The following is a 13124-nucleotide window of genomic DNA, read 5'->3' on the forward strand; positions in this document are numbered from 1 at the left end:
TATTTTTATTATAATACTTTATAGCTGTTTGTTACACAAACCAGCGTACGTAGCAGAAGTCCTGACGATGAGGAAGATCCGGGTTCTTTGGGAACATACGGTAAGATACCTTAAAGCTTCCTGCATTAGACAAGCTGTGTTTTGCCTGGAATGTGTACAGGTTGCCTTCCTTCTTGATAACACTGAACGGTTCTACCGAATAAACATGTTGCTTATCATCGGCAGTCGTATAAGTAGTCACTAACTCGAGTCCTACGGCGTCATTCAAGCCTTTTTCATCGATTACATAAGTGATTGTATACTCTTTTCCGCTTTCGATAGCTCCCTTCACAAGCTCTTCTGTCTTTTCGCAAGATACAATTTCAATTGAATCCCACTTTTCAACTACTTCCTCTTTCCATGCTGCTATCTCTTTTGCTTTGGCATTATCATTAGCAGACAACATTTGGAAACGTTTTGCTTCTTTGATATAGAACTTATTATAATAATCATCAAGCTGACGTTTCATTGTATAGTGAGGAGCAATCTGGGCAATAGAGTTCTTTACAGTCTTCACCCAACCTTCAGAATATCCCTTCTTATTACGTGCATAATACAACGGCAGAATTTCTGTTTCAAGGATACTGTAAATAGTAGCAGCATCCAACTGATCCTGATGATCTTGATTCTGGTAAGTACGTTTTTCTGTTAATGCCCAGCCTGCACCTTCACGGTAACCTTCCAGCCACCATCCATCAAGTACAGAGAAGTTAACCACACCATTCATCAACGCTTTCTCACCAGATGTACCCGATGCTTCCAACGGACGAGTCGGAGTATTCAACCAAATATCAACTCCGGATACCAAACGACGTGCCAACTGCATATCATAATTCTCGAGGAAAATAATCTTACCCAGGAATTCCGGACGACGGGAAATTTCAATAATCCTCTTAATCAAGCCTTGACCGGCACCATCATGCGGGTGAGCCTTACCTGTGAAAAGGAATTGTACCGGATAATCGGGATTGTTAACAATCTTAGCCAGACGTTCCAGATCAGTAAACAACAGATGAGCACGTTTGTAAGTAGCAAAACGACGGCCGAAACCAATCAGTAAGGCATTAGGATTGATCTTATCCATTAATGAAACGATACGTGAAGGATCACCCTGGTTCTTCAACCATGTTTCACGGAACTGCTTGCGGATATAATCCACCAGCTTGTTCTTCATGGTCAAACGAGTTTTCCAGATTTCTTCATCGGATACATTGTAGATAGCTTCCCAAATTTTCGGGTTAGACTGATCATACAAGAAGTTTTCATTGAAATATTTGGCATATAGTTGCTTCCACTCCGTAGCACTCCAAGTTGGGAAGTGTACACCATTAGTAACATAACCTACATGGCTCTCTTCCGGGAAGTAACCTTTCCAGATGGAAGCAAACATTTCCTGAGAAACTTTTCCGTGCAGCCAGCTTACACCATTAACTTCCTGAGAAGTGTTGCAAGCAAATACAGACATACAGAAACGCTCTCCCTTATCACCTGGATTGTTACGTCCAAGATCCATCAGATCATCCCAGCTGATGCCCATCATTGCAGGATATCCACCCATATATTTGCCAAAAAGACCTTCATCGAAGTAGTCATGTCCGGCAGGAACCGGAGTATGGACTGTATAAAGAGAAGAAGCACGAACCAACTCGATAGACTGGTCGAATGTCAGGCCAGTAGCCACATAATCACAGATACGCTGAACATTGATCAGTGCAGCATGTCCTTCGTTGCAATGATAGACGTCCTTCTTGATACCCAAAGCTTTCAATGTCAGGATACCACCGATACCTAACAGGATTTCCTGTTTCAAACGATTTTCCCAGTCACCACCATACAGCTGATGAGTGATAGGACGGTCAAATTCACTGTTCAGTTCGTTATCCGTATCCAACAGATATAAAGAAATACGACCCACATTTACGCGCCATACGTTGGCATGTACAAAGTAGTTCATATAAGGAACGTCTACTACCACCGGTTTACCGTCAGCATCAAGAACACGGTCGATAGGCAATTGTCCAAAGTTCTGTGCTTCGTAATTAGCAATCTGCTGTCCATCCATAGACAAAGACTGGGTAAAGTAACCATAACGATAAAGGAATCCTACAGCGCAAAGATCTACATTACTATCAGAAGCTTCTTTCAGATAGTCACCGGCAAGAACGCCCAGACCACCGGAATATATTTTAAGAACGTGAGTCAAGCCATATTCCATACTGAAATAAGCTACCGACGGACGAGTAGCGTCCGGTTTCACATCCATATAATCTCTAAACTTGGAATACACATCATTCATGCGTCTCAAAATCACCTTGTCTTTAGACAAAGCTTCCAGTTTCTCATAACTCATGCGTTCAAGAAGAAGCACCGGATTCTGACCAACCTCTTTCCAAAGAGCCGGGTCCAAATCAGAGAACAATTCAGTAGCCTCATAATTCCAGGACCACCAAATGTTCCGAGCTATTTCAGATAGTTTTTCTAATTCTACCGGAACTCGGGATTTTACAGTTACCTCTTTCCAGTTCGGAGTGTTCACATTACTAACTTTAACTTTCATAATGTTTATGATTTACTTGTTGATGAATAAATTTAATTCAGCTGACGTTTCATTGCACTGCGTAAAGCAATGTCATAAGCCTCATAATAATATTTAATAAAGTGCTTCCACAACGCCTGTTCTGCGATTTCAGCTGCATGTTTGCGGATTTCCTTTACTTCGTTTTCTGTTTTTCCGGAAAATAGAGAGATAGTATCTTTAATACCATCGGCCACTTCGGAATAGTTGTAATCCGACCGATGCAATACTTCTACTCCATCATTAATGCCATGCTGGTTTTTCAGGCTTTTCACCCAAAGACCAAAACCTGCAAGATCAGTTGTTATAGTAGGCACACGGAAAGCGACACTTTCTAATGGCGTATATCCCCATGGTTCATAATAAGAAGGATAAACACTCAGATCCTGACCTAACAGCAGATCATAATAGTCCTTATTTAATATACCATCTCTACCGTTCAAATAGCATGGTACAAATATCACTTTCACTTTATCTTCCGGATGATTATTCATTCCGAGATATTTCAGCATATCAAGTACCTGATCATGTGTCATATTATGCAACCAATGCGTAATAAAAGGTACTTCCAGCGGCGTATCAAACTTCTCTTTGCTTTTCAAACGCGCCTGTAAATCTTCCCGGGGGTCTCCCACCCAACCAGGTACATTGACAAATGCCAATACTTCTCTTTTTAAATTCTTATCACGATTAAGACGGTTCAATGACTCCAAAAAGACATCAATACCTTTATTCTTAAATTCATAACGTCCACTGGTTCCGATAATTAACGTGTCATCACCCAAATTTGTTCCCATTAATTTATTGGCAACATTCAACATTGTCGAACGGGCACGTTTACGTTTACCCGTGAAAGTACTTCCTTTCGGCACAAAATCATCCTCAAAACCATTCATCAGCACTACATCTGCCGACTTGTCAAGCAACTCCTTACACTCATTGTTGGTTATTTCGCTCACTGTCGTAAAACAATCCACATAGTGAGCAGTCTGTTTTTCAATAGAATGTTTGGATTGCATATTCAATTCTCCAGCCATTTGATCTCCGTTATATGCAAACAGATAATCATATAGCGGCTTATTGTTACCTGCTATAGAGCGTCCGATAGACGTTGCATGAGTTGTGAAAATAGTTGCAATTTCGGGAACAGCCATCTGCAAATAAAGTGCTCCAAGGCCTGTCATCCATTCATGTGCCTGATAAACTACTTTATCATTCTCCGTCAGATTGTAACGATAGAAACTTTCTACTACCCTTCCGGCAGCATACGAAAACATGGAAGCTTCATCATAATCGCCATAAGCGTGCAACGAATCTACCTGAAAACGATTCCACATTTCTGTATATATCTCATCCTTCTTTTCAAAAAACGGCTGAAAATCAACTAAAATAACAATGGGGTTACCCGGAATATTCCAACGTCCGACACGAACAGAAAGGTTATCTTTTTCACGTGCATGCTCTTTCCATGCAGCACAAAGATTATCGGACTCAATAAACAAGGGGTTATCCTTGCCTTGCCATACATCCGGACCAATAAAGAACAATTTATCACGAAAAGCGGTTTGCAATGTGTTCGCCCTTGTAGACAGAACAGTGTAGATCCCTCCCACTTTATTGCATACCTCCCAGCTGGCTTCGAAGATATAATCGGGGGTTAATAAATCTTTTACCATATAATTGTTTAGAACTCTTTTTTTATTACGTGGGTGCAAAAATACGCATTATTTATTGAAAAATAATGCTTTATGCAGAAAATATAAGCTAACGGAAGGCAACAAACGTTTGCAAAGTCTTATAAGAAGTTGTTTTAAAGGAAGAAAAAAGTGATATATTTCACTTCAATATCGGCTTCTGTTTTTAAAGTATAACTTTTGAGATAAATAATGTTTCAGAATTAGGTTTAATAATGCGTTAATGTGCCAATTAACTACGCTATCAATTCATTTGAAAGCTATTTATAAAAACAAGAACTCCTATAATATTTCTATTATAGGAGCCAGATTCTTGTCACTTAGCAGTTCTTATATAATACCTGCTGAATGCTTTGATTTATCAATAATCAGATTAAGCCAATGCACTACCGATCAAGAAAGTAGCAGCTAAAGCTACGATAGCGTAAAGCTCTGGAAATACGGCAAGAATCAACGTATTACTAAATACATTATGTCCCTGTCCGATGGCAGCAATACCATTGGCGCAAACCTGTCCCTGACGAATAGCAGAAAACAAAGCAACCAATCCCAAAGCAATACCTGCCCCCAATACAGCAGAAGCCTGAATTGCCGTAATCTGAGGAGTAAGAATACCAAAAATCGTCTGGAACATAAAATATCCGGCAAAGCCATACAGCCCTTGTGTACCGGGAAGTGCTGTCAATACAAGGAAGTTACCAAATGCACTATCATTCTTTTTCAACGCGCCGATAGCAGCGTTACCTGCAATAGTTACTCCATATGCACTACCGATGCCCGACAAACCAACCATTACCGCGATGCCAATGTAGGCAATAAACAAATTCATTTCCATAATCTTAATTTTATTTTTTAGTTTATTATTCTATTTATAATTCTTCGTTTTTAGTACTTATTTCCTAAATGGTTTGTACTCTTTTCCGCCGCCTTCATAACCGGAATTCTTAAAAAACTCTACAAACGTCAGACGCATCGGGTGAACCATTGCCCCAAGTACATTCATAAATATGTTAATGGCATGTCCGATTACAAAGATCAAAACCATCACAATAGGTCCCATAATTGCATTATCAGGACTCATTCCTGTAGCAAGACTATTGAACACTCCCGCCAAAATTCCTCCCGAAAGCCCCAGGGCAAACAGACGAACATATGAAAGAACATCTCCCAAGAGCCCGGTAACCATATTATAGGAATCCCACAAACCGAGTCCGATATTAAGGAAAACATTCTTTCCAGGTGTATTGAAAAGGAAGATCATAACAGCGGCAATACCAAGAATTACCAAATGTATAGTTCCCCCCATTGGCAACACAGCCGGCAACAGTGCAGAAATACCCATAGACACCAACAAGATAATCCAGCCAATAGTAGCAACAGCATACTTAAAGCCAAACTGTATTGTTTGATTTACAGCTTTCAGCACCATACCAAACATAATCTGTACCACACCCAAAATCAGTGAAAGTTGGAACATATCGTTATTATCCATAAATACTGCATGTTTCAGTCGCTGCACAATGGGCCAGTCAAGGTCATAGATATTAGCACCAAAGAAAGTACCCGTCAACAGTCCACAAAAGAAAGTAGATGTAGCCAACACCTGAATCAGTGAGATAATTGATTTAGTTGACGGAGTCAGTTTCTTTGCCATTAGACGGTAAGCTGTAGCACCGATAAACAGGAATAATCCATATCCGGAGTCTCCCAAACAGAGCCCGAAGAAAATCATAAAAAACGGAGCAAAGAATGGAGTTAAATCCAATTCATTATACTTCGGTAACATATACAATTTACAAATCGGCTCAAACCAGGAGAAAAATCCTTTATTATTCAGTTCAATAGGTACATTATCTTCCGGAGTAGGATCAGAAATCTCATAATATACATGAGATGCATCCAGAAAAGCTTCAATCTCTATTTTATTACGGGCAGGGGCCCATCCTTCCAACAGCATTAGTTTTTCACCTGCAGCCTGTTCCGTACTCAACACTACTTTGGAGAACTCTATATTGCTCTGCAGTTCTTTCTGTGCTTCCTTCAAGGCAGGAATATCCTTCTCTGCAAGAGCAGCCAATTTCCGGTCATTCTCAGTAATAGCCTGCTCTGTATCAGCATAGAGCTGTTGCACACGTGTCAACGAATAAACCGGAAGTTTCACCTGTTCTACGTCCAGATCTACCTCTTCTCCTGCTTTCGTTACAGTTATAAAGAATACTTTTGAAGAAATCCGGTTAATCACCATTGCGTGATATTCTGTTTCCCATTCTTCTTTATAATTGCCTTCAGAACAGGTGTAGAAACCGATTGTATACCCAGCATCATTCAGACGCTGAATACTCTCCGGTTCAAAATCACCCCACGCCAACAATGCATCTCGTTCTTTAGCATACACCTGCAATTGCTGAGATAATTTATTCTTTTCAGCCTGCAATGCATCTACTTCATCCAATACCTGCATACCCCGATCTGGAGTCCCTCCCTCTTTAACGGGTAGCGTATCTTTCTCCAGCTTTATATTCTGAAGCAATTTCAAAGTAGCTGCCAGGCGAGATGAAAGCCGAATATTATCTTGCAATTCCGTATTGTCAGCGACACCTTGCTGCTTTTCTACGGTATGTACCACTCCTAGTTCGCGGAGACTATTCAGAAATGACTCATACTCCTTGTGATAAGCAAGGAATGTAATTTTCTTCATTTTCGTAATCATGCCTCTACCTCCTTCCTTTTTTCTTGCTGAGATTTCAGGATCTTCTGCGATGACTTGGACAAGTTTTCTTCATCCTCCATAAATCGTTTTATCTTTCGCAGTGCATCCTGATAGCCCGGTATCTGTACCTTCTCAAAAAGATTCACTTTCTGAGTGGTCTTTTTCCTCGCATGTTCCAACAAGTTCAGCTTGGCCAATATAAATTCTCTTTCGATAGCCGTCTGTGCAAGCTCCTTAAGCAGATGCAGACCATCTGCATACCATTTAGGGGCATTGAACATGCTGTACGGACGTATCTCGAAATCAACATTTTCGAGCAACGGCACGCGTACACCGGCAATCTTTTTTATGCCAAGATGAACATCATTAACCTTTATCAATGAGGCATCAAACTCATTCCAAAGTGCGAACATGGCTTCATAAGCCTGGATTTGTTTCTCCAGTCTCTCCTCCAGATCAGCCGCTTCCGTTTTACAACGTTTCACTTCCATGCGTAGTGCACTCTCCTTATTTTTAATAATAGGAAGCGTACGTACCCGCACTTTCAGTTGCTTTTCAAGCTGCTGAAGGGATGTCTTATTATATTGAAATTTTATAGCCATCTCGTTTATTTTACTATTTAACAATTTACAAATAGACGATTGAAATTACTTCTTTTACTACTACAATCTACATATTCTAATCGTAAATTTTATTACTTAGGCCAATACTGATCCACCAGTTCCTTCTTAATATTCACCTCTTCCGGACGGAAATACTTACCAAATAATCCCCAAGCTACATCCAACATCTCAGTTGTATCCAGATTAACATCAATGGCAAGTAACTGATTGGAGTAATCTTTGGCAAAAGATAAAGTACGTTCGTCATAGTTAGTAAGGTCGAAACCATTTTCCAGCTTTGTCTTGGCGTTAGCAGCATCGGCATACAGACGTACGGCAGCATTCATCACCTGCGGATGGTCTTTACGAGTTTTTTTACCTGTTACCAACTGTTTCAAACGAGACAATGAACGGAACGGGTCAACAATAACTTTACCAATATCGCTATCACGGCGCAGGAACAACTGTCCCTCAGTGATATAACCCGTATTATCAGGTACGGCATGTGTAATATCGCCACCAGATAACGTAGTTACGGCAATAATAGTGATAGAACCACCATCAGGGAATTGAACGGCCTTTTCATAAATCTTTGCCAAATCTGAATAGATAGAACCAGGCATAGAGTCTTTCGAAGGGATCTGATCCATACGGTTTGACACGATTGCCAATGCATCCGCATAAGAGGTCATATCAGTAAGTAGTACCAGCACCTTTTCATTATTTTGCACGGCGAAATACTCAGCAGCTGTCAATGCCATATCCGGAACCAGCAAACGTTCTACCGGAGGATTCTCTGTTGTATTTACAAAACTGACAATACGATCGAGCGCACCTGCATTAGAGAAGACATTCTTAAAATACAGGTAGTCATCATTCGTCATACCCATACCACCAAGAATAATCTTATCGGTTTCTGCGCGCAATGCCACATTTGCCATTACCTGATTGAATGGTTGATCCGGGTCTGCAAAGAACGGAATCTTTTGTCCGGATACCAGTGTATTGTTCAGGTCGATACCTGCAATACCTGTCGCAATGAGCTCCGACGGCTGTTTACGGCGAACCGGATTCACAGACGGACCACCGATTTCTACTTCCTGCCCTTCAATCTCTGGTCCTCCGTCAATCGGATCGCCAAAGGCATTGAAAAAACGACCGGCAAGCTGTTCGCTCACTTTCAGTGTAGGAGATTTACCCAGAAAAACGACTTCAGCATTCGTCGGGATACCTTCGGTACCTTCAAATACCTGCAACGTCACTTCATCACCGGCAATCTTTACTACCTGGGCCAGTTTGCCATTTACGGTAGCCAACTCATCATACCCTACTCCTGTCGCCTTCAGCGAACAGGTTGCTTTGGTGATCTGAGTAATCTTGGTATATATTTTTTGAAATGCTTTTGTTGCCATTTATATATTTACAATTTATTCCCTACGGTCATGACCATTATTCATTTTTAACACATAGGTACGTTAGCAATTTACAATTTACTATTTAGCAATTACGATTGAAGTTTCTTTTCATCAATCAACTCTTTCAGTTGCTTCCGGAAACCTTCATACTCTTCTGATTTAAACTTCGAGTAGTTCATCTGTTTACAGATATTGATCATCTTCTTAAAGTAATCCATTACTTCATTGAAGTTGTCAAATTCAAACTCTGTATGACAGATATCAATAACCATATCCAAAATAGCTTCCTGACGTTCCATAGGGGTTACAGCATCAATTTCATCAAATGCATCCTGCTGAAGAATAACGAAGTCAATCAATTCAGATTTCCAGAAGATAACATGATACTCTACAGGTACACCGTCATCACCTAAGATGTTAATCTGCTCGGCAATTTCCTTTCCACGTTGCAAACGGGTTTTGATTTCATTTACTTTGCCAATCCATTCATCATTGATATGTTCAGAGATATATGCTTCAAATTCCGGATATTCAATATATTTGGAATAAGAGTCAATCGGGTTCACAGCCGGATAACGTTTTTTATCGGCACGGTCCTGCTCGAGAGCATAAAAACAACGAGCTACTTTCTTTGTATTCTCTGTCACAGGTTCCTTCAGGTTACCACCTGCCGGAGACACTGTACCAATAAAGGTAATAGAGCCAGTTTTATCATTATTCAGCTTCACATATCCTGCACGACCGTAAAAGTTAGAGATGATAGAAGACAAGTCCATTGGGAAAGCATCCGGTCCAGGCAACTCTTCCATACGGTTGGACATCTCACGCAATGCCTGTGCCCAACGGGAAGTAGAGTCAGCCATCAGCAAAATCTTCAAGCCCATTGCCCGATAATATTCTGCAATTGTCATTGCCGTGTATACAGATGCCTCACGGGCAGCTACCGGCATGTTAGATGTGTTCGCAATAATAATGGTACGTTCCATCAACTTACGCCCTGTATGTGGGTCAACCAGTTCAGGGAACTCGGTAAAGATTTCTACTACCTCATTCGCACGTTCACCACAAGCAGCGATAATAACGATATCTGCTTCGGCCTGTTTTGAGATGGCATGCTGAAGTACGGTTTTACCGGTACCAAACGGACCGGGAATAAATCCCGTGCCGCCTTCAACAATCGGATTTACTGTATCAATCACGCGCACACCGGTCTCTAACAGTTTGAATGGACGTGGCTTTTCTTTATAATTCTTCATAGCACGTTTCACCGGCCATCTCTGAATCATATTTACATCGATAAGATTACCTTCTTCATCCTTCAATACAGCCATCCTATCTTCTATCTTATAATCACCTTCGTCAGCAATAGACTCAACCGTACAAGTACCCTTCAATGTAAAAGGTGCCATAATTTTCAGCGGCTGAAAGTTTTCATCCACTTGTCCCAGCCATGCCGAAGCTTCTACTTTATCGCCGACTTTTACCAATGGCACAAAATGCCAGACTCTTTCTTTATCCAACGGATATGTATATTCACCTCTTTTGAGGAAAACACCTTCCATCTTGTCGAGGTCATTTTGCAAACCATCGTAGTTTTTTGATAACATGCCCGGACCCAGAGTCACTTCAAGCATGTGTCCTGTAAATTCGGCTTCAGCTCCCACTTTCAGTCCGCGAGTGCTCTCAAACACTTGGACGTATACATGTGAACCTACCACCTTAATCACCTCCGCCATCAGCTTGTCGCCACCAGTTGAGATATAACAAATCTCATTCTGTGCTACCGGTCCGTCAACGACGAGGGTCACCATGTTGGCAATAACGCCACTAACAGTTCCTTTTGTTGCCATATAATTTTAGTTATTTATTTACCTAAATTCTGCGGGAATCTGTACCTCATCCTTCAGCGTATCAATAATGCTTCGGAATAGCTGATTTCCTTTATCTTTGTCCAATGATATCCATCGCTCAATCATTTCCAATTGCAATAAGAAAGCGAAAATGCGTTCAATCGTAAAATAATTGAAAAACGTAGCTTCTTCCATCCAATCCCAACGCAATGAATCAAGCTTCTTTTCACGCTCTACCAGTTCGGTTATTTCACTGATTTTTACTAACTGTTCCAGGCAATCTACCTCACCGGACAACCCGAAGTCGCGAGCACCGGAGGTACGCAAGGCTTCACAAACCTCTGTATCGCCTACAATATTCTGTGCTATGTCCCATTTATATTTACGGGCTGTAAATGCCACCAGAATATTATTTATAGTCAGATTGAATTCAAACCAAGATGCGATAAACTTATTTCCACATTTCATGGCATACTCGTAGTACAGTGCTGCCAAATGATCTTCATGCAACACAGCACTTTCTGCCGGGGTATTAAAATAATCAGAAATAAAAACAGAGATGTAGGAAGGAAACTCTTTCGAATTAACCTCACCACCTTCTTTTATCACACCGATGTATTCGATAAGTTCTTCCGCAGAGAAATTTCCTCTTAAATCGATAACGGCCTCCTTATCTTCAAGCAATTTCAAGACATTTGCATTATCAAATTTCAGATAGAACAAATCTATCAGCTTCTGGTCTGAAGAAGAGATTCCGGGATAAATTTCAGTTTTAAAATCGGCTACTGTATAACTCAGTTTACTATCCTCAAGAGTGAGTTCAGGCAAACCGGCTACCAAGTAATAGTATTTACTCATAATCGTTCTCTATTAGAATAGCATTTCTACTAACTGAGGACGCAGAAATTCTTTGAAATAATTCATGAATTCTTCTTCTCCAAAGTTCACTTTATACGAACCGTCTGCCGGAGAAACAGAAAATAATGTTTTAATACCATTTACCTGCTCTATTCTGACACCCTTGTCTAAAAGAGCTTTGGCATTGGCAGCAAAGTATTTCTTCAGCGATTCTGCATCGGCTGTCGAAATAACAATAGGTTCGTCTACACTCCATTGAGAAGCCAAAGCTACAATAAATGCATTCAGAAAATCTTGATTCTGCGCAAATTCCTTTACAGGAGCAGTCACAATCTTATCTGTCACAATAGTAGCGATCTCCGATTTTAGTGCATTCACAGCCTGACCGGCGAACAGCTTTAATTCTGATTTGGTATTTTCTGCCAGTTCATCAGCAGACTTACGAGAGGAGGTAATAATTGACTCTGCTTCCTTATGAGCATCTTCAATAATCTTCTTGGCTTCTTCCTGAGCATTTGCGATAAGACGCTGGGCTTCTTCATTACCTTTTTCTACGCCTTCACGATAAATCTTATCGGTCAACTCTTGAATTTTGTTTTCCATGTTCACGGACTATTTAGAAGTTTATATTATAGTATCTATGTATTTCGATTAGATTCTTGCCAAAAGTACGAATTTCAATCTAATTAAAAAAGGGAAAAGAAGAAGAAAACTGTTCATAAAATAGAAAAGAATAGCCCAAAAGGAGGAAATATTGCAATAAAATGGCATTTAGAATCTATTCTTATACCAAGTAAACCCACATATACAAGAAATAATAATCATTCGGATAGTTATAAAACGCAAATGGGAGCAAAGCAATTCATGCTTTACTCCCATTTGTATCAGATAATCTCGCTTATTATTTCTTGTCACAAGCTTTTTTCTCACATCCTGCTTCTTCTTTGCAACATGCTTTAGTAGAATCGCAAGTAGCAGAATCAGACTTACAGCAAGGAGCTGCAGCTTCTACAGTTTCAACTTCTACTGATTCAGCAGAAACTTCAGTACTTGCAGGTTTATTACCACAAGAAGTTACAGCGAAAGAAAATGCTACTGCAACAGCAGCCAAAAATAATTTAGTTCTCATACTTAAAAATTTGCTTTAAACAGTTATTGATTATTGTCGGTTGCAAATATAAGTAAATAAAATCACTTATACAAAGTATTTTTTTCACCACAGAGTTTCACAGAGGAACACAGAGTTTTAATTATCCGCTATAAACAGAATAAATAATGAAAGAACTCTGTGTTCCTCTGTGAAACTCTGTGGTGAATACCAATAACGAAAAATCCCCCTTCCATCAATCATCTTGACGAAAGGGGGATTCAAAAAACGGCG

Annotated in this window: 10 protein-coding genes; all 10 read right to left on the reverse strand. The window is 40.2% G+C overall.

What is annotated here, in order from left to right; genetic code table 11:
- Positions 1-31: 31 nt before the first annotated feature.
- Positions 32-2596: a glycosyltransferase family 1 protein gene (locus QX565_RS06710; RefSeq protein WP_289292048.1), complete on the reverse strand. Its 2565-nt coding sequence runs from the start codon at positions 2594-2596 to the stop codon at positions 32-34.
- A gap of 32 nt (positions 2597-2628) precedes the next feature.
- Positions 2629-4290 (reverse strand): glycosyltransferase, encoded by a 1662-nt coding sequence (locus tag QX565_RS06715; RefSeq protein ID WP_221649888.1) that lies wholly within the window; start codon positions 4288-4290, stop codon positions 2629-2631.
- Between the two features lie 391 nt (positions 4291-4681).
- Entirely contained in the window at positions 4682-5143 is a 462-nt protein-coding gene (locus tag QX565_RS06720) for a V-type ATP synthase subunit K (protein WP_002562679.1), read from the reverse strand.
- Positions 5144-5200: 57 nt separating this feature from the next.
- Positions 5201-7018, reverse strand: coding sequence for a V-type ATP synthase subunit I (locus QX565_RS06725; RefSeq protein ID WP_221649887.1), 1818 nt, complete (start codon positions 7016-7018; stop codon positions 5201-5203).
- The gene (locus QX565_RS06730; RefSeq protein ID WP_002562681.1) at positions 7015-7620 is read right to left on the reverse strand and encodes a V-type ATP synthase subunit D; all 606 of its coding nucleotides are present in this window, start codon (positions 7618-7620) and stop codon (positions 7015-7017) included. The genes QX565_RS06725 and QX565_RS06730 overlap by 4 nt, the downstream gene beginning before the upstream one ends.
- A 92-nt stretch (positions 7621-7712) precedes the next feature.
- Complete coding sequence (locus QX565_RS06735) at positions 7713-9032, reverse strand: V-type ATP synthase subunit B (protein ID WP_002562682.1); 1320 nt, start codon at positions 9030-9032, stop codon at positions 7713-7715.
- A 92-nt stretch (positions 9033-9124) separates the two neighbouring features.
- Positions 9125-10885, reverse strand: a complete 1761-nt coding sequence (locus tag QX565_RS06740; protein WP_221649886.1) for a V-type ATP synthase subunit A — start codon at positions 10883-10885, stop codon at positions 9125-9127.
- Positions 10886-10903: 18 nt separating this feature from the next.
- Positions 10904-11743: a DUF2764 domain-containing protein gene (locus tag QX565_RS06745; protein ID WP_289292055.1), complete on the reverse strand. Its 840-nt coding sequence runs from the start codon at positions 11741-11743 to the stop codon at positions 10904-10906.
- Positions 11744-11755: 12 nt separating this feature from the next.
- Positions 11756-12346, reverse strand: coding sequence for a hypothetical protein (locus tag QX565_RS06750; protein ID WP_221649884.1), 591 nt, complete (start codon positions 12344-12346; stop codon positions 11756-11758).
- Between the two features lie 298 nt (positions 12347-12644).
- Positions 12645-12872, reverse strand: a complete 228-nt coding sequence (locus tag QX565_RS06755) for a hypothetical protein (protein WP_221649883.1) — start codon at positions 12870-12872, stop codon at positions 12645-12647.
- Positions 12873-13124: the final 252 nt, after the last annotated feature.

Origin of the sequence: Bacteroides sp. 41_26 (assembly GCF_949740115.1) — a bacterium.
GTDB lineage: Bacteria > Bacteroidota > Bacteroidia > Bacteroidales > Bacteroidaceae > Bacteroides > Bacteroides nordii.